General features: G+C 46.4%; 14 protein-coding genes. 12 read left to right on the top strand and 2 right to left on the bottom strand.

Annotation, left to right across the window (positions count from 1 at the left end; translation table 11 throughout):
- The first annotated feature begins 36 nt into the window (after positions 1-36).
- The 4 genes from AC58QD_RS13690 to AC58QD_RS13705 all read left to right on the top strand — a co-directional run bounded on the left by AC58QD_RS13690 (position 37) and on the right by AC58QD_RS13705 (position 4,883).
- Positions 37-1,863 (top strand): ABC transporter ATP-binding protein, encoded by a 1,827-nt coding sequence (locus tag AC58QD_RS13690; RefSeq protein WP_497334535.1) that lies wholly within the window; start codon positions 37-39, stop codon positions 1,861-1,863.
- A gap of 83 nt (positions 1,864-1,946) precedes the next feature.
- Complete coding sequence (locus tag AC58QD_RS13695) at positions 1,947-2,759, top strand: hypothetical protein (RefSeq protein WP_497334056.1); 813 nt, start codon at positions 1,947-1,949, stop codon at positions 2,757-2,759.
- A 396-nt stretch (positions 2,760-3,155) separates the two neighbouring features.
- Positions 3,156-4,373 carry a cation:proton antiporter gene (locus AC58QD_RS13700; protein WP_497334058.1) on the top strand — a complete coding sequence of 406 codons (1,218 nt, stop codon included), beginning with the start codon at positions 3,156-3,158 and terminating at the stop codon, positions 4,371-4,373.
- A gap of 21 nt (positions 4,374-4,394) precedes the next feature.
- The gene (locus AC58QD_RS13705; RefSeq protein ID WP_497334060.1) at positions 4,395-4,883 is read left to right on the top strand and encodes a cation:proton antiporter regulatory subunit; all 489 of its coding nucleotides are present in this window, start codon (positions 4,395-4,397) and stop codon (positions 4,881-4,883) included.
- Between the two features lie 303 nt (positions 4,884-5,186).
- On the opposite strand, the gene AC58QD_RS13710 is transcribed toward AC58QD_RS13705, so the two are convergent.
- On the bottom strand, positions 5,187-6,017 hold the full coding sequence (locus AC58QD_RS13710; RefSeq protein WP_497334062.1) for a YitT family protein: 831 nt from the start codon (positions 6,015-6,017) through the stop codon (positions 5,187-5,189).
- Positions 6,018-6,294: 277 nt separating this feature from the next.
- On the opposite strand from AC58QD_RS13710, the gene AC58QD_RS13715 reads away from it, so the two are divergent.
- Positions 6,295-6,846 carry a 50S ribosomal protein L25 gene (locus tag AC58QD_RS13715; protein WP_497334064.1) on the top strand — a complete coding sequence of 184 codons (552 nt, stop codon included), beginning with the start codon at positions 6,295-6,297 and terminating at the stop codon, positions 6,844-6,846.
- An 82-nt stretch (positions 6,847-6,928) separates the two neighbouring features.
- Here the strand turns inward: AC58QD_RS13715 and AC58QD_RS13720 are convergent, their stop codons facing one another.
- Positions 6,929-7,789, bottom strand: a complete 861-nt coding sequence (locus tag AC58QD_RS13720; RefSeq protein ID WP_497334066.1) for a helix-turn-helix domain-containing protein — start codon at positions 7,787-7,789, stop codon at positions 6,929-6,931.
- A gap of 139 nt (positions 7,790-7,928) precedes the next feature.
- On the opposite strand from AC58QD_RS13720, the gene AC58QD_RS13725 reads away from it, so the two are divergent.
- The 7 genes from AC58QD_RS13725 to AC58QD_RS13755 all read left to right on the top strand — a co-directional run bounded on the left by AC58QD_RS13725 (position 7,929) and on the right by AC58QD_RS13755 (position 19,787).
- Entirely contained in the window at positions 7,929-8,771 is an 843-nt protein-coding gene (locus AC58QD_RS13725; RefSeq protein ID WP_497334067.1) for an amidohydrolase family protein, read from the top strand.
- Positions 8,768-10,276: a tagaturonate reductase gene (locus AC58QD_RS13730; RefSeq protein ID WP_497334068.1), complete on the top strand. Its 1,509-nt coding sequence runs from the start codon at positions 8,768-8,770 to the stop codon at positions 10,274-10,276. The genes AC58QD_RS13725 and AC58QD_RS13730 overlap by 4 nt, the downstream gene beginning before the upstream one ends.
- Positions 10,273-11,796, top strand: a complete 1,524-nt coding sequence (locus AC58QD_RS13735) for a UxaA family hydrolase (RefSeq protein ID WP_497334070.1) — start codon at positions 10,273-10,275, stop codon at positions 11,794-11,796. The genes AC58QD_RS13730 and AC58QD_RS13735 overlap by 4 nt, the downstream gene beginning before the upstream one ends.
- Positions 11,797-11,855: 59 nt before the next feature.
- Positions 11,856-12,869 (top strand): zinc-binding alcohol dehydrogenase family protein, encoded by a 1,014-nt coding sequence (locus AC58QD_RS13740; protein ID WP_497334072.1) that lies wholly within the window; start codon positions 11,856-11,858, stop codon positions 12,867-12,869.
- Between the two features lie 235 nt (positions 12,870-13,104).
- Entirely contained in the window at positions 13,105-15,414 is a 2,310-nt protein-coding gene (locus AC58QD_RS13745) for a helix-turn-helix domain-containing protein (RefSeq protein ID WP_497334074.1), read from the top strand.
- Between the two features lie 179 nt (positions 15,415-15,593).
- Complete coding sequence (locus AC58QD_RS13750) at positions 15,594-18,071, top strand: hypothetical protein (RefSeq protein ID WP_497334076.1); 2,478 nt, start codon at positions 15,594-15,596, stop codon at positions 18,069-18,071.
- A gap of 144 nt (positions 18,072-18,215) precedes the next feature.
- On the top strand, positions 18,216-19,787 hold the full coding sequence (locus tag AC58QD_RS13755; protein WP_497334078.1) for a type 2 periplasmic-binding domain-containing protein: 1,572 nt from the start codon (positions 18,216-18,218) through the stop codon (positions 19,785-19,787).
- Positions 19,788-19,803 lie beyond the last annotated feature (16 nt).

Below are 19,803 nucleotides of genomic sequence, written 5' to 3' on the forward strand. Positions count from 1 at the left end.
GCGGGCCATGCTGCTAACCAGCCTGACTTGTCGCTGATGGGCGGAGGTCCTGGAAGACCTGGCGGGGCGATGATGGGCCGTGGCGGAAGAGCCGCGGTCGTTAAACCGAAAAACTTCACGAAGACGTTGAAAAAGCTGTGGAAATATCTCGGAACGGAACGGAAATGGTTAACAACTTTATTCTTCCTGTTGTTAATAGGTGCTGGGATCGGATTACTGGGTCCTTATTTGATCGGGGTGGCCGTTGATTCCATGACGGGAGGGGAAGGCGGGAAGGTAGACTTTTCGCTGCTAGAAATTGTATTGCTTGCGTTAGTGGCCGCTTATCTAGGTGATGCGATCCTCACTTTCTTGCAAGGCTGGCTTATGGCTGGCATGTCGCAGAGGGTTGTTATGAATCTTCGCCGCACTTTGTTCGAGAAGCTGCAGAAGCTGCCTCTATCCTATTTCGACTCTCGTCCTCACGGGGAAGTAATGAGTCGATTATCGAATGATATAGATAACGTTAGTAATACGATCTCGCAATCCACTACACAGCTTATGTCCGGTTCGGTGGCGATTGTAGGCTCCCTCATTATGATGCTGGTGCTTAGTCCTACTCTGACATTAGCCAGCATGATAACGGTACCGCTTGTATATATTTTGGCGCGGACGATTACGAAACGCACAAGCAAGCTGTTCAAGAATCAACAAATCCAGCTTGGCAGACTGAATGGACATATTGAGGAAACGATCTCGGGCATGGAAGTTGTCAAAGCTTTCAATCGGGAAGAAAAAGCGGTAGCGGAGTTCGAAGAAGTGAATGAGAAGCTGTATGAAGTCGGGTTGAAAGCGCAAATCTGGTCCGGATTCCTTATGCCGCTTCTAGGCGTCATAAATAATATCGGATTCTCGACAATAGCCATTGTAGGCGGGATCATGGCGGTGCAAGGGAATATTACAGTAGGTGTGATTGCGAGTTTCTTGAGTTATTCTAAGCAATTCGTCAGACCCTTGAACGATATGGCCAATACGTTCAATATTCTTCAGTCTGGGGTAGCCGGAGCGGAACGAGCATTCGAGGTGCTTGAGGAGATCGAAGAGCCGGATGATAATCCGCAAGCGAAGGTGCTTAGTAATCCGAGAGGCCGTGTGGAATTCGAGAATGTAAGCTTCGGCTACAGGCCGGATGTTCCAATTCTTAAGAATGTCAGCTTCGTAGTGCCGCAAGGAAGCAGCATCGCGTTGGTGGGGCCGACTGGCGCTGGGAAGACGACTATTGTGAATCTCGTCACACGCTTCTACGATATTACGAGCGGTAGAATCACCATAGATGGTACCGATATTAAGGATTATACACGGGATAGCCTTCGGAGAAGCTTCGGGGTCGTGCTTCAAGATACGTATTTGTTCTCAGGCACGATTGAGGATAATATCAAGTACGGAAAACCGGATGCGACGGACGAAGAGGTGCGTTCGGCGGCGAGGATGGCGAATGCCGATGGATTCATCCAGCGGCTGCCGAATCGGTACAAGACCATGCTCACCGAGAATGGCGGGAACATCAGTCAAGGACAGCGTCAATTGCTCGCGATTGCAAGAGTCATCTTGGCCGATCCGTCCATTCTCATCCTGGATGAAGCGACCAGCAGCATCGATACACGTACGGAACTTCATATTCAAGATGCGCTGCTGACTTTGATGAAGGGACGTACGAGCTTCGTCATCGCCCATCGCTTGAATACGATTCGCGATGCGGATCGTATTATGGTCATCGATCAAGGGGGCATTGTGGAGCAGGGCAGCCACGAACAATTAATACAGGAACAGGGGACGTATAGCCGAATGGTGTATAATCAGTTTAAGAATCTGGGTGCGTCTTAACAATACAATACATTTGATGAGTACAAGGATTAAGGCTATGATTGGATTATACGAAATTATAGGACAAAGGATGAGTGGCTTAGATGGCAGAGACGAGTCGAAGCGGTACAACCTATTATCCGCCGCAAGGAGAATATACAACGTTCGCTAATGAAGAAGACTACGCCGTTAAGGGTAGAGAGTGGGGGTTGTTCGGTAAAACCTCTAAGAAGCAATTTTGGTACAAAAACAAGTCAAACCAGAGCACAGTAGCGATCAAGGGGTATCAGGAATATAAAAATTTGCAAATATTGGTTATTGAGTTTGAAGACGGGCAGCTGTCCTGTATTCATCCGTCCTTCTTGAAAGAGATGCAATCCGGTACATTCTTCAGAGAGCTTCTAAGTGGGGAAACCGTGGGAACTGAAGAGGTAAACGCGATTGTCGCAGAGCCTGAATCGGAACTAGTCCAGCCGGATGAAGCGGTTGAACAAGTTGACACAGTTGAGAAGACAGTAGAAGAAACAGTGGAGAAGATAGAGGATAAGACAGCAGCCTCTGTCTCAGTGGAGGAAGCACCCAAAAAGACAAAAGAAAAGAAAGAGAAGCCGAAGAAGCTTGATCTGCCGGTTGATAAGGTAAAGTTCTCGGCTGCGGTAAAAGAGTTTACAACGAAGCCTAATCCATTCTCAGATAATGATGATGAAGTGCTGCTCTTCGCGGATGTGATTATCTTAAGTGAACCTCAGCTAGTTGTTGGCGATGCTTGGTGCGGATACAGCAACACGCTGAAAGGGCTCGAGCTTGAGGTCGGTGATCTGCTCGAATTCGAAGGGAAGATCGTGGACAAGAAGTTCAATAAAGAGATTCTCTATAAAGTGAATAACCCGTCTAAAATTAATAAAAAGCAGGAGTAATTGAAAGTGAGAGCAACCTGCTAGTATACGTGCAATTCAATTCAAATGGTTCCATGCCTTTCGTCTATCCGGCGGGAGGCTTTTTTGTGTAAGAGGTGACAATAGTTGCAGTGGTTAAAACGCATATTCATGCAGCGGCGGAATGGTATAAAAGTCACCTTGGCTTTAAAACGCTCATGGAACACAAGGATCAATTCTACATGTTGAGTTTGTATCGCGGGCCTAATTTGCTCCAGCAGAGTACTTTGTCATACAAAGGCAATGCTGAAATATTTGCTCCTTCTATATTCGTGAAAAGAGATAAGAGGGTGTAAGAGCTTCGGGTTGGATACTTATACATGTTCCTGTATACTATAGAAGTAGAATCAAGATTAAATAAGGGGGAGAAAACATTGTATGGATCATATGATCTTTGAGGTTGGAACCGCACTTGTGCTAATTGCGATTGCTTCTGTAATTGCTGGGAAATTGAAGTTCTCCATCATTCCTTTTCTTATTATTTTAGGAATGCTGGTAGGTCCGCATGCACCAACAATTGGTATTATTGACTTTACGTTTATTGAAAGTCAGCCAATCATTGAATTTCTTGGGCGAATCGGAGTTCTTTTTCTGCTATTCTATATAGGACTGGAGTTCTCTGTATCCAAGCTGATCAAGTCAGGCCGCAACATTGTTTTTGGAGGGACCATTTACGTTGTATTGAATTTTGCAATCGGAGTAGCCTATGGGTTTTTGGTCGACTTCCCTTTGTATGAAACTTTAATCATCGCAGGAATGCTATCCGTCTCCTCCACTGCGATTGTGGCAAAAGTTTTGGTTGATCTAAGACGTACCGGGAACTCTGAAACCGAATTAATTCTCGGCATGATTTTGTTCGATGATCTATTTCTTGCTGTTTTTCTGTCGGTCATGTCCGGCCTGCTTCTTGGGGGAGCGACATCCATCGGAGGAATCCTTCTATCAGTAGGCATTTCAATGGGTTACATGCTTTTGTTTTTCATTATTGCCAGAAAAGGCACTCCTGTATTGAACAAATTGTTAAATATCACCTCAAATGAAATATTTATTATCGTGGTGTTCTCTACGTTGTTCTTCATTGCCGGATTCTCAGAAAAATTACACGTTGCGGAAGCCATTGGCGCCTTATTGTTCGGCCTGGCTTTATCTGAAACCGAGCATAGTAAGAGGATTGAACATCTAGTTGTACCATTCCGTGATTTCTTCGGTGCCGTATTCTTCTTTTCCTTTGGTCTAGGTATTGATCCCTTAACCTTAGGTGATGCTGCATGGATAGCTATTGGAGCTGTATTGCTAACCATCGTGGGAAATATTGTGTCCGGAATGATCGCCGGGAGAAAAGCAGGGCTGTCCCATAAAGCTTCTACGAATATCGGGCTTACGGTTATGGCGCGCGGGGAATTTACCATTATTGTGGCTAACTTAGGTATAGCTGCAGGGCTAATGCCGTTGCTAAAGCCTTTCTCCGCTCTTTACGTCTTAGTATTGGCTATTGCTGGACCTCTGTTGGCAAAAGAGTCGAAGCATATTTATAGTGGCCTAAATAAAATATTCAAATGGAGCAAACCAAAGGAAAAGCTCAAAAATATGGGATAATCTGAACGGAGGATGTTGAAAATGAGTACTATTAGAGAATCCGATCTACCAGGTATCGGGAAAAAATTCCAAATAGAAGCGAGATCCGGAGATAAGATGGTTGTTGTCATTCATGATGATGGCAGGAGGGAGTTATATCATTTTGAAGATGACGATCCGGAAGAGAGCATCTCAATGGTATCCTTGGACGATGAAGAAGCGAGACAGGTCGCTGCAATTATTGGCGGAATGAATTATAGACCCAAAGCGCTGGAAACGATCGAAGTGTCCCTCGAGGAATTAGTGATAGAATGGTGCAAAATAGAGCCGCACTTCAAATCCGTTAATAAATCTATCGCTGAGTTGCAAGTTCGCCAAAGAACTGGAGCCACAGTTCTGGCCCTTGTGGAAAAGCATTCACAGAAAATCAATCCCGGTCCAGATGACAAACTGTCAGCGGAAATGACTCTTGTTATTGCTGGAGAAAGAAAGCAAATCAAATTACTCAAAGATCTCTTGATGAACGGGTAATCTGAAGGTATCAAGTACAAGTTCATAATGAGACATAAAAGCGCATCTGGTTATTCGATTATCGAATATTCCAGATGCTTTTTTTACATATCCTCATCCAAAGTCGAACAGAAGAGGGCAGGAAGGTGGAGCGGAAAAGCGTCAGTGGTCGCATTTGAATCTTGGGTTCAAACCGATAAAAAGTAGAATCAAAAGAACCGAAGTTCAAGAGCGATTGGAGCCCGCCTTTCTGCCCTTCCACGCACCCAACTGATATCCAACACCAAGGACCCGACCGGTGCACTTCCGGCCAGGCTTGTTTATTTACATTCTATAATAGGATTCCGTTTGCGAGTAATTTGCGTACGAGACGACGACATTGGCTGAAGGGTCGAGATTATGAACGATCGCCTTAAGCTTCTTTGTATTTTTTTCTGATAAGATAAAGAATATTTCGGACCCATCATGGCTTGCTACTTCAGATTTGGAGGCTAGAAATTGGATATCGCGGTCGAATGCCTGAACCAACAATTGAGATAATTCCTGCTGCCTGTCAGAGCTGACCCAGACCATTTTTCTGCTTTTATAATCCAGGGTGAATTGAATGGCTTTATAGGCAAGAAAGTACGCGATAATAGAATGAATCGCTTGATCCCATCCGAATAAAAACCCGCCGCAGCTAAGGATAATAATATTAATGATCATCAATAATTCACTGATCGATAATCTAATTTTTTTCTTCAGATAGAAGGCGACATCATTCACTCCGTCGGGATACCATCCGTAACGAACAACCAATCCGACTCCGCAACCAAAAATAACTCCACCGAACATTGACGCTAACAACGGCTCTTGAACAAGAGGCGGAAAGGGATGCATATATAAGGTCAAGACGGCGATAACCAAAAGAGTTAAAAGAGCCGAGAACGTCTTCATCACATTTCTTCTTTTGAATATAACAAATGGCAAATTAATAAATAATAGAAATAGGCCCATCTTCATCTCGGTCACATGAGACAGGATGATGGCAATTCCCTTTATTCCGCCAGGAATGATTTTATGAGGGGTAAGGAACATTTCAAGACCGATCGAAACCAAAGTTATTCCGAATAATATAGCAATAAATTGGAATATCCTGTGTTTATACTCGAACATAAGCTGTTAACCCCCCCAAAATACTCTTTTATACTCCTAATTGTAACATATGCATTATTCGACAGTCCTTACTCTTTATGATATGGTATCAACAAGGCATTTCGTTCCGTTGGAGCGAGGTGCTTTCGTATGTTTATACGGGTTTTTACATTAAATGTATTAGGGTGGTGATGTTATGGTGCTCTTTTTTCCCCCTGTGAAGGGGGCGGAATCCATGGTCGTTAAAGGCGATCGATTTCTGGAGCACAAATAAAATAGTTAGAAGGAGATTAGTTAAATGAATCCATGTTTTCAAGCGGAGCACCGAAATCCTATGAACCGTACTGGTTTGAAGCGACTGCGTCATGAGGGGCGCCTTCCGGGCATCATTTTTGGCGTGAATACGGACAATGCTATGATTCATATATCTAGGAAGGAATTTCAACAATGGACGAGAGGGGGCGGTACTGGTGTTCTGGAAATCAACCTTGGAGCAATCGGTACGATCCCAGTATTACTGGAAGGTGTGCAGCGAGACCCGGTGACAAGAGAATTCATTCATGCTGATTTTCTCCGAGTTAAGACAAATGAAGTAGTGCGCACGAAAATTACCATTCATTATATCGGTATTGCAAAAGGCACGAAGCAAGGCGGCATTGTGCAAACGCAGGGCTCTTTCATAGAGGTACAAGCACTGCCTGGCCAATTGCCAGCGTCGATAACGACTGATATTAGTGATCTTGATATCGGCGAATCTATTCAAGCAGGAGATATAGAGCTGCCAACTGGGGTAAGCCTGATTTCAACGGAAAACACTTTATTGGTTTCCGTAGTTAATCCAAGAGTGTAGAGGAAACGTTTCAACGGTCCATAAATGAAATATAACAAATAACCGTTACGGGAGATTCAGCTTCCCTAACGGTTATTTGTTTCTATACAGATGAACGGCGATAGACCGCGGGTGTCATCCCTAACATTCGTTTGAACATCCGATGAAAATGGGGTAAACTCTCAAACCCGCATCTTTCAGCAATGATACTAACGTTAGAGTCTGTTTCTAACAGCAGCTCCTTCGCTCTTACGATTCGTTTGGTAATTAAATATTCGGAGACATTCATCCCCACTCGTTGTTTGAACACGCGGCTGTAATGAGCAGGGGTCACAGATACGAGATGAGAGAGGTAGGCGAGCCCGATATCTTCATTCAGATGGGCTTCAATATATACAAGAGTATCATTCATCCACTTGGGGCCGATCGCCATGCCATCCGGGTGCTGTTGGTCGTTAACCCCGAATTCGCGAATGAGCAGCAGCAGCAGCTTTTGCAAATTCAGTACGATCGCGTGTCGATAGCCTACCGGTTTATGATTTAATTCTGTAAACATGCGATCAATATCAGACTCCACTGCTTGTTGTTGTTCGACGGATTGTTCGAATTTGTAGCTTTTCCTTTCTTTACATTGCTTGAAACCATTCAGATAGGAGAAGGTATCGCCAAGAGCAGCCTGTTGAACGAGAATAGGATTGAAGAAAATGGCCGTGGAAGTAACGGGATCTTCATGATCTGGAAATGCCCGATGGATGGTGTTGCCCGGAATGGCGAACAGATCGCCCTGTCTCATCTCATAGAACGTTTGATCGATGAAAAAGGTACCTTTTCCGCGGTATACATAAACAAGCTCGTACCAATCATGCACGTGATCGGGAAGCTCACTTTGGAAATTTTTCGTATCTTTATAGACAAGTGAGAATGGAAACGCGCTGGACTCGAATCGTTTGCGGAATGGATTCATGGGATGACTCCTTCTTTTAAGCTAAGACAATAGATTCAAGATATCAAAAAACAGTACAAATATGCAAGAATACGTTATTTTAACTTTTGATTTTGCTGATAAAATAGAAGTATGAATGGTTAAGAGGAAGTGAACTCGAATGAGAATAGACGCACATCAACATTATTGGAAGCTGGACCGCGGAGACTATGGTTGGATTACGCCGGACATGCCTGTCCTGAATCGGGATTATTTGCCTGAAGATCTGCTTCCGCACTTGCAGGAACATGGATTGGACGCGACGATTGTAGTTCAGGCTGCTGCTACGTTGGAAGAAACCGATTACTTGTTATCGCTCGCCGACTCAACGGATCAGATAGCGGGAGTGGTAGGATGGCTGGATTTGAACGATCCGGCGTATAGACAGCAGTATGAGCGATTCGCGCACCATCCGAAATATGTAGGTTTTCGAGTGATGATCCAGGCTATGCCGGATGCAAATGTCATCTTGGAGCCGCACTTTGTAGAAGCTTTAAAATATTTTGCCGAACAAGACGTTCCCGTAGACTTATTGGTGCTGTCGCCTCAACTGGATGCACTAATCCGGCTGCTCGAGCAGGTTCCGAATCTGAGAGGTGTGATTGACCATATAGCTAAGCCGCGAATCGCGGATGGCCTATTGGAGCCTTGGAGAACACAGATATCTACGCTTGCTGCATCCCATCCGAGACTTTATTGCAAGTTGTCAGGTATGGTGACGGAAGCCGACCACGAAGGTTGGAAGCCGGGTGATTGCTCTATTTATATTGAGCATGTTCTCAAAGCATTTGGCTGGGACCGTGTCATGTACGGAAGTGATTGGCCTGTATGTCTGTTGGCTGCAAGTTATGATCAGGTAGTAGAACTGCTTCTAGATCAATCAGGTCTGAAGGATCGAGTTGGGGATGAAGAAAAGCGTGCCAAACTATTCGGCGGGAATGCGAAGGAGTTTTATAAACTATGAAACGATTGAATCGTGAACAGTTGACTGAGGCGGATCGACGCAGGTATGACGCTGTTGTTGAAAGTCCTGTAACGGTGCTTCAAATTGGCGAAGGAAATTTCTTACGCGGATTTGTCGACTGGATGATTCAGGTGTGCCGCAATAAGGGATTGTATCAAGGGAGCATAGCGGTCACACAGCCTCGTCCCTCTGGCAGACCTAAGATTGAGGCGCTAGCCGAGCAAGATGGGTTGTATACGTTGGTAACAAGAGGGATTACCCAAGGGGAACAAGTAGCAAATCAAGAGATCATATCGGTATTCTCGCGAGTATTCGATCCCTATTCTAATTGGTCTTCTTTTCTCGATTTGGCTGCTAATCCGGATTTGCAGGTGGTTGTATCCAATACGACAGAAGCGGGTCTCGTTTATAGGCAAGAGTCTTTGTTGGAAGGACAGCCTGTAGAGTCGTTTCCCGGGAAGTTAACGGTGTTTTTATATAAGAGATTTGAAGCGTTTGGAGGGTCTGCGGAGAGCGGGCTGCTGCTGCTGCCTTGTGAGCTGCTTGAACGCAACGGCGATGAGCTGAAAGCTTGTGTACTGCGATATATCGAGGATTGGAGCCTACCTGCCGGGTTCAGAGCTTGGGTGATTGGACACAACCGATTCCTGAATTCGCTTGTGGACCGCATTGTAACAGGATATCCGACAGAGCATGCGGAGCAGTGGTTCAGCGAGTGGGGGTATTCCGATGCGATGCTCAATACAGCGGAGCCTTATCATTTCTGGGCAATTGAAGGAGAGGAGGAGCTGGGTCAGATCCTGCCTTTTCAACAAGCCGGATTGAATGTCGTATGGACTGCTGACTTGAAGCCTTATCAGCTGCGGAAAGTAAGAATTCTGAATGGAGCGCACACTCTTATGACTCCGCTTGGACTGCTTAACGGTTTTGAGCAGGTTCGGGAAGTAATGGAGCATCCTGAATTCGGAGCGTTCGTACGTTCAGCCGTGCAGGAAGATATGATTCCTGCGCTGCCTTTTTCAGCCGAAGAGATGCGTGTGTATGCGTCTACAGTGTTCGAGCGGTTCATGAACCCGCATATTCGGCATAGATTGAGCGACATCGCAATGAATAGTATAAGTAAGTTTAAGGTAAGATTGCTTCCTGCTATTCTATATTCGGTTGAGCAAGGAAAGCCCATTCCAGAAAAGCTGGCTCGTTCCTTAGCGGCTCTGCTGCGCTATTACCAAGTGGAGCGCAGTGAAAACGGCGGCGGGTATACAGGGAAGTCGCTGGACGGTGTGGAGTATACGGTCCGTGATGACGAGATGCTGTTGGGTTTGCTGGCCGGTGTATGGGCATCAGTCGGTGAAATGTGTGATTCGAAGGAAGACGAAATTGTGCAGGCAGTGGGACAATTGCTTAGCTTATCCGAAGTATGGGGGCATAATCTTGCAGCGGTCGAAGGATTGGTCGAAGCTGTAAGCAGGCAATGGACACGGCTAAGATGGGGGGAAATGCAATGAACAGTTGGGTACGATTAAATAACAAGGATCACGTCATCATAGCGCTGCAGAATTTTGTCAAAGGTGAAACGATATCAGTTGAGGGAACGGAACTGGTGCTGCTTGAGGACGTGCCGAAAGGCCACAAAATTGCAACTAAACCAGTTAGAGCAGGGGAAGATGTGTTGAAATTCGGTTACTCTATAGGCAAAGCCAAGGAACCGCTGCTGCCTGGAAGTTGGGTGCACACACAGAACCTGGGGACGGGATTGAAAGGATTTCTGGATTATGCGTATGAGCCCGCTGTTGCAGATGTATCTGAATCAGGATCGATCGAGGCATCGAAAGCTTCTGGGGGTAATCAGGAGCAGCGTACATTTCAGGGCTATGTAAGGGGAAATGGAGATGTTGGAATTCGCAACGAGATCTGGATCATCAATACAGTCGGCTGCATCAACAAGACCTGTGAAATCCTTGCGCAGCGAGCCAATTCGCTCTATAAGGGTAGAGTGGGCGGCGTGTTCCATTTCTCCCATCCCTTCGGCTGCTCACAGCTTGGAGATGATCTGAAGCATACCCAACAGCTGCTGGCCTCACTGGTGAATCATCCGAATGCAGGAGGCGTACTCGTGGTGGGTCTCGGCTGCGAGAACAACCAGATCGATTCGTTCAAGCATGCGATCGGTGAGTATGATAGGAATCGAGTTAAGTTCATGAAATCCCAGGAAGTTGAGGATGAGCTGGAGACAGGATTAGAGCTTATCGATGAGCTCGTTGGATACGCAGAGCAGTTCAAACGGCAGCCTGTGCCGGTATCCAAGCTGAAGCTTGGCTTGAAATGCGGGGGCTCGGATGGATTGTCTGGAATAACCGCTAATCCGCTTGTCGGAAGTATATCTGACCGATTGATTGCATCTGGAGGGACAACCATTTTGACTGAAGTTCCCGAGATGTTCGGTGCTGAGACCATTCTGATGAACCGTGCAGAGAATGAAGAGGTCTTCGGTGATATCGTGAAGCTGATTAATGAATTTAAACAGTATTTTATTCGTCATAATCAGGAGATCTATGAGAATCCTTCGCCGGGAAACAAAGATGGCGGTATAAGTACACTGGAGGAGAAATCGCTAGGCTGTACGCAAAAGGGAGGTCATGCCATCGTTACCGACGTTGTTCCTTATGGACGCAGAGTGACTCGCACAGGGTTGAATTTACTGGAAGCACCTGGGAACGACCTTGTATCTGTGACTGCCTTATCTGCTGCTGGTGCGCATATTGTGTTGTTCACAACCGGTCGCGGAACTCCATTCGGAGGGCCGGTTCCTACAGTGAAACTTTCGACGAACAGTGAATTGGCTGCACGCAAGAAGAACTGGATTGATTACAATGCCGGTCAATTGTTGGAAGACAAGACTATGGAAGATTTGACCGATGAATTATGGGATCAAATTGTCAGCTTGGCGTCAGGTGAGCAGCAGACGATGAATGAACAGAATGGGTTCCGTGAGATCGCGATTTTCAAGGACGGAGTTATCTTGTAGCTATTAGGCAATGATGGAGTTGGCGGTTGAATGAAACTAGTATAAGGAGGCTGTTTCACATGAAGGGTATAGTGTGCGAACAAGTGGAGAAATTCCAGTACGTCGACCTGCCGGAGCCTGTCCGGATGCCAGGGGAAGCTATTGTAAGCATCCGCCGGATCGGCATATGTGGGACAGACCTGCATGCGTACAAAGGCAATCAACCCTTCTTCCATTATCCGAGAGTGCTCGGACATGAGCTCGCTGGGGTCGTTGAAGAGGTGGAGGATGATGAGTCGATGCTCCGAGCAGGAGATCAAGTAAGCATCATTCCCTATCTGCACTGCGGAAGCTGCATTGCCTGCCGGAATGGGAAGACGAATTGCTGCGTCACCATGAAGGTGTTCGGCGTGCATGTGGATGGCGGGATGCGGGAACGGATCTCGGTTCCCGTTAGCCATCTGGTCAAGACCGAGGGATTGACGCTGGACGAGTCTGCGATGCTGGAGCCTTTCAGCATCGGGGCTCACGCCGTGCGCAGGGCTGACCTGCGCGGAGGCGAGGTTGTTCTTGTGATCGGCGCAGGGCCGATCGGGCTTGGTGTGATGGCCTTCGCCAAGCATCGCGGGGCGAAGGTGATTGCGATGGACGTGAAGGATGAACGTCTGGTGTTTTGCCGCGAATGGGCGAGAGTCGACCATACGGTGAACGCTTTGCAGCAGCCAAAGGAACAGCTGGCTGCTCTGACCGGAGGCGATATGCCGACGGTGGTGTTCGATGCGACAGGCAGCGCGAGGTCGATGTCCGAATCGTTCGGACTCGTGGCGCATGGCGGCAGGCTTGTATTCGTCGGCCTGGTGAAGGCCGATATCGCCTTTAACGATCCCGAGTTTCACAAGCACGAGCTAACATTAATGAGCAGCCGGAACGCTACCCGTGAAGACTTTGAGCAAGTTAAGTTAGCGATAATGAGCGGCGGGCTGGACGTGGGACGTTATATCACCCATCGCGTTTCTTTCGAGCAAATGGTCGAGCAGTTCACTAGCTGGCTGGAGCCAGAAAGTAATGTGATTAAAGCTGTTGTCTATTTATAGCTGCCCTTTGGATAGTAAGTAAAGACCATTGCGCAGGAGTCAACCCAAAACGTCCCTGAATCATCGGATGATGATAGAGGGACGTTTTTCGTCGTTTTATCTATAAGTTTCGTAACTCCTGCAGGTTTAAAGCCGCGATTGCCAGACTACCAGATATTTTGCATACAGGTACAGTATACGCTCTCAACAAAGACAGGTATAATAGAGAGACTCTACTTGAAAGGATGCCAAAGGGATGATGAGAACGCGCTTGCTGCGATTCATACGCATGTCTGGAGTTTCTTTCAAGCGAAAGCTTATGTTGTACTCCTTGTTCTTGAGTATTATTCCGGTTATAACCGTCGGGTTATTCTCTTCTTATATGGCCTCTAGAAGTATTCAAGCTGAGGTCGATAAGAATCACCGGTATATGCTGAATCAGATGCAGGTGCAGCTGAATCAATTTACGAACAGTCTGAGCATGAACTCCATCTATATTGCTACCAATCTATCTGTCGAGAAGTCTGTGAATGGTGGGCCTGGCATAGAGAATTTAAGTGAATCGTTAGAAATGAATGAGACGATCCGACGAATACGGAGCACCTCACCTGTTAAATATCATGTGTCTATTTTATACAAACGATACAATAATTTTATTTACTCGAATGAATACGATCCGAACTCGATTTCACAAGTAGCACTTTATAATATTCTCGAAAAAATGAAGCCGGCTACTAATCAGTCCTTCTACGTACCAGCCAATACGTTTGATGACCAGCCGAATATGCTGCTTTTCCGACCGATCCCTATCTCATCGAATTATACCGAAGGGGTGCTGGTGCTTCAGGTAGCGCCGGAGAATATCCTGCAGTTTGTGGGATCGGTGGAACATGGTCAAGGGACTCGAGTGTTAGTAGCCGATCAGAATGGCAGAGTTATGATCAGCTCCCAACTGGATGAAATGGGGGAGAAGCTCGTTGATCTTGTGCCCTTGTCTTTACTACTAACGGACAGGCAGGACCGCCCGCAAACGATGGATATTGACGGTGTTTCTTACAAGCTTCATACGACCAAGTCTCCGGTGAATGATTGGAGATATGTGGCGATGACCCCGATGTCCGAGCTTACCTCACAATCAAAAAGTATCAAGCTCACCACATGGGTCGTTGCCGGCGTGCTCTCCTTGCTATGGATCTTAATTGCCTTGATCGGCTCCGAGCGGATGTATTTCCCGATTCAACGGTTGTCTGACAAAGTAATTCCTCTGGCCAAAGGAGGAAAAGACAAGCAGCGAGTGGACGGCCTGGATGCATTGGATGCCTATATGGTGCAGCTTGTTGATACGAACCGAAAGCTGCATGATCGTTTGACGGAGCAATTCCCTTATTTGAAGCAGGGCGTATTCCAGCAACTGTTGCGGGGAGAAATGTCTCAGTCGGAGTTCATCCAGGCAGCAGATAAAGTCAACATGCGATTGCAGGGCTCTCTTGTGTTTGTCTGTGTTGCCGAGGCAGATGATATCCCGGCTTTCCATCGCACTTACAGGGAGAATGAACGCGCTCTCATCCATTACGCCTTGTTCAAGATGATGGAAGAGACGTTCCATACGTTCCCGGAATGCACAGGCTTCACGTCCAAGACCGGACAAGTGGTACTGCTCATTGGCGCAGATGATGCAAATGAGCAGACATGGGAGATGCTGCGCCAGTGCTCGGACGCGATGCGCAGCAACGCGCGGCAATACTTCCGCTTCCCTGTCAGCGTTGCAATCAGCAATCCTCAGCCAGGGTATACTACAATCGGAAGAGGCTATGAGGAAGCAGTTGCCTTACTGAGCCATCGTCTCGTAATGGGCGAAGATCTTACCCTGTCAGCGGATCGAGCAGATGAGAAGTTACTCAAATCCAGTCAACAAATGGTGGAGCTGCAAAAGCAAATTGTGTTCCACGTCGTGCATGGGAATATGGAAGAATCAGAATTGTTATTGGACCAATTAGTAGCCGAGCTGCCTAAGGCGCAAATGAAGCCTGAGACGGTGAGGGGGCTTTTCTCTTATATGCTCGGTGAGCTCGATTACACGTTACAGCAGGCGGGCATTGATATTCAACAGGTGACGGGAGAAGATCTGCACGAACGATTGAATCGATTGCGCTCCCTTCCTGAGCTTGGACGTTGGCTAGTGGAGGAGCTGTTCCCGGCTGTAAAAGCCCATCTGCAGTCCGAAGCTTTGTCCAAGCAAGCCCGGATCGTCCGCCAAGTGATACAGTTCATTCAGGAACGCATGCAAGACGAGCTTTCCTTGCAAATGACAGCTGATCATTTCAATTTATCCGTTTCGTACCTGAGCAAAATTTTCAAAGAAGAATCAGGTCAAACTTTCAGTGAATATGTGTTGGAGCTGAAGATGGAGAAAGCGAAGCAATGGTTGGAGCATACCGGGATGGCAATCAAGGACATTGCCGAGAAACTGGGATACTCCAGTGTGCAGAATTTTAACCGAACGTTCAAACAGTGGTCCAACATTCCACCCGGAGAATACCGCAAATGGAAACGGGATGGAGCATAATCGTTATTTCTCAATCAAGCCGCGCTTAATCGCGCGGTTATTTTGTTCTTCATTTGCTAAAAGCTTTATCATTATTTGTGATTCGCAATCTGATCAAATGATTATTGAACGCAAGGGATAAAGTGAAGCATGATTAAAAGAGAAGAGTACAACATATTAGGAGAGGGTTGAGGTCTGCAATGAATCATCATTCCATATCGCAACAAGTGCCGCCTGTTATACGAAGCTTACTGCTTGATCGTGTTCAAGAAAGCGACATCACGAAACGGCTGGGGAACATTTTACAACGCTGGATTCGTTATGCAGACGAGACGTTTGAGAGCTGGCCGGAGCGTGAGAATAGCGGACACTTCTTTGGAGGCTCTTATTGGTATGAGCTCGAAACGGCATACACCGCTATGGTCTACGCGGTTATTGGCAAGATTGGACATTACGATGAACAGATAACGGGCCTGTCGCGTCAATCCTTAATTACAAAAGCGACTCAGGCGCTCCGCTACTTGTGCTTCACCCACGATACCGGCCCGGAGGAATGCGTACGGACAGAAGGCCGTAATCCCTATTGCAGCGGTCAGAAATGGGGAGGCAAGAATGACGATTTCTTCAGAGCAAGCCAGACTGGAACTTCCATCAATGCTATTGGATACACCGCATGGTTATTATGGGATGATCTGGATCAAGAAACGCAGAGCATGATCGAGCTTGTGCTGGTATATTACGCAGACAGATGGTCTGATGAATGGCCTCGCAACGGAGTGTATTTCAATACGCAATGTGAAGAGAACGCTTGGACGGCTGCCGGGATCGGTGCTGCTGCCGCTTTATTCCCGGAGCATCCCCGGAATGCGAAATGGAAGGAAGCCGCTAATCGTTGGGCAATCAACTCCGTGAGCACGGTACTGGACGCCACCGTACGAAGACCGGCCGTTTCCACGGTAACCTTTCATCCAGATTTCACTTCGGAGAACCATGCATTCGTTCATCCATCCTATATGCTGGCGGGAATATCGCTAAGAGGATATTACGCAGCTACCTTCATCATGGCTGGGGAAGAGATTCCAGAGGAGCTCATCCTGAACAATACAACCATGTATGATCGCACAATCAAAAGATGGAGCATGTTAGATGGTTACCCCGTGCCGGTACAGGGGCAGGACTGGTGGTATAATCGGCAGCACGAGGCACTAATGGGGCACGCCTTCATGAATGTGGTACACCAGGATGGAGATGCAGCTCTGCTGGAGTTAAGAGCACTCGAGTACATTGAGCGCATACAAGCCAGCAATTCCCGCGGCTGTATGCTTGAGGAGAATGGAGAAGAATGTATTGTTGTGGCAAGCAGCTTCCAGACAGCGGTCGATATGGAGTTTGCATCTGCACATAGCGTGGTTACTGCCTATATCCTTCATTTATTTGGGGGAAACGGAGCAGTTCCGACTGATCCAGCGGTGTTTCAAGCAAAAGTTAACGGAGTTCAACATTATCCCTACGGGTCGATTGTAACCCATCGCACGAATGACACTTTCTCCTCCTTCAGCTGGCGCAGTCATGTGATGGCCTTGACGCTTCCCGGTCATTCCATGTGGAGTATCACGCCCTTGTATACGAGTTATACAGGAGATGTAATCTTCGAGGGGGAATCTCCAAGTGCTGCTAATAATGAATCGGTGACGTTAGCGACTGCAAAAGAAAACGTGCATCTCTGTGAAGATGGCTTCGGCGTAACGGCTCTGATCCAGCGCGGTTCTAGCAAACAGTTGAATCAACATATAGGATTCGTCTCTCTCCCTAACGGATGCAGCGTGTATGCTGAGCAGGTTGAGATTGTAGAGTCTTGCATAATTTCCAGGTTATCTACTGGGGTGATAGGCATTCGTAATGAGCGATACTCTGCTCTGCCTGAATTGGCCTCAGGATCCAAATCGATTCAGACAGCAAATGAAACTCAGCGTTTTCAAGGCTTTTACGGTAAAGAACCGAATGCAACGCATCTATTCGAACCATCTCCATACGTCAATGTAAACGACGAGATCGGTTATGTTTTGTTTGGTTCACAAGGGATTACTTATTTGAACCAGCACGAGTATCCGAAATGGAAGGGCGTTGAAGATGTGCTCACCTTGAATGAGCGCTCTAATAGCGAGTTTGCCACGGGTGATCGGCTTCCACCTTTTGTTGTGCTGACAGTGCCTAACTCAACTGCCGATCAAACCGCTGAAGCTGCTGCTACGGCTGCTCTCTTATCGGTTAACTTAGAGAAGTGTGTTGCTCTAGAGGTTGCAGGCTACATCGTTATCATTTACAATGGCGATCACTCGGCTCCTTTCTCTGCGAGCAAATATTATTTGCCCGACGTAGCGATTCAATTATTCGAAGGCAGACAGCATCTTACGAATACTACACTCGTCCGATTCGGGACCGTCTCTCCTGGTGAGGCCATTTATAAAAGAAGCCCATACAGTCTCGACCTCAAGCTGAACTCGGTGTCTGTCTTGTCGAAGAAAGGTAATTCTCTTGAAGTCATTGTGGCGGATAATCGAGTTATTGCAGTTAACGATTGCGATGATACGATAGAGTTCTCCATTACGGATAAGGAGACAGGAAATACGGCAGAAGTCAAGCTGGGAGCGGGTTTGGCTCAAACTTATAAGTTGTAGTCATCATTATCTTTTCTTAACAATTTCTTTATCATTATATGTTCTGGTGCAATCAATCAAATGACAATTGTATGCAAAAGTAAGCGGTATCACAATAGAAGACGGGGGATATACCCGACAAACAATAAAGAGGAGAGTGTGTCGATGAAAAGGAAGTACAGAACGATTACCTCTGCATTAGCCATTACTTTACTTGCGTCCAGTGTTCTTGCAGCTTGTGGAGGTAAAGAAGAAACGGGAGCAACGGATACTGCGAATCAAGGGCCGAAAAATGTTAGTATTCTCCTTTCTCATGCCAATGCCAAGTACGCGATGCAAGTGAAGAGCGATGATAAGTATGTGGCCGAGTTATCCAAGCAATCCGGTACCAATGTAAAGTTCGAATTTCTAGGACATGGAAACGATTTCACCCAACAATTGACCGTTCGATTCGCATCTGCAGATTTGCCGGACATGGTGAGGACAGATAGCATTAATTCCACGATGCATCCGGGAGCAGTCGATCAAGGTGTTTTTGAAGATCTGACTCCATTAATTGAGAAATATGGTCCGAACCTGAAGAAGAAAATTCCTGCAGAAGCATGGAACAGTCCGAAGGTAAGCAAAGACGGCAAAATATTCGGAATTCCAACTCTAGCTGCTCTTCCTGCATCAAGGGTAGTGTACATCCGTCAAGATTGGCTAGACAAGCTGAAGATGCAGCAGCCTAAAACACTTGATGATTATTTGAAATTTTTCGAAGCGGTCAAGAAAGAAGATATGAACGGAAATGGTGATCCGAATGATGAATACGGCTTCTATGTCCGTGAGAACCTGATCTATTCGAACTTGTTCTTCAGTGAATTCGGAGCTGAACCGAACACTTGGTACATGAAGAACGGTAAGCTTGAGCCTGGAATGATTCAACCAGAGATGAAGGATGCTCTGAAGTTCTGGAAGGACCTGTATGACAAGGGTTATGTGAATCCCAACTTATTTACCAATAAAGCGGCAGACTGGGAAGCCGGAATTAAGCAAGGAAAAGGAGGTATTTGGACCCACGACGTAACGAATTATAATACGAACTGGGGAATACCTGAATTTTATGTAAACGAGAAAAATGCTAAAGTTTCCATGATTGACTCAGCTCAAGGCGGGAAAGGCAACGGGATTTGGCCTCAAGGAGATCAAATTTCCTTCATCTGGGTTATGCCTGCTAAGAATAAAAACGCGATTGAAGCTATCAAATTCTTGAACTGGGCTTGGTCAGATGAAGCAGATGATTTCTTCGCAATGGGCATTAAGGACAACAATTATACGATTGAGAACGGTAAACCTAAGTGGGATATGCAAGCTCCAGCTAATAAAGAAAATGATGCTTCCATCTTTTATCAACTATCGATCAACCCGCGTGGAGATGGTCGTATGATGCCAAGAGTGCTGGATGTAGCTCCTAACTCCGACATTCTAAAGGCTGGTGTTAAGACTGCGGACAAAAATGTTATTAAGAACGATGCCCTTCATATGCCGACACTTGAATCTTTGAAGACACGTCCTGAGCTTGTTCCAGGCACCAATGCAGGTACATTGTTCCTGGATATGTTCGCAAAGGTAATTACAGGTAAAGAAGAAATAAATGCTTCCTTCGACAAATTCGTAACCGAATGGAAGCGCCGCGGCGGTGAAGAAGTAATCAAAGAAGCTACTACATGGTACAACACGTTCCACAAGAAATAAGATTGATTGACTGATC

It is taken from the genome of Paenibacillus sp. J2R1T-4 (assembly GCF_059692235.1).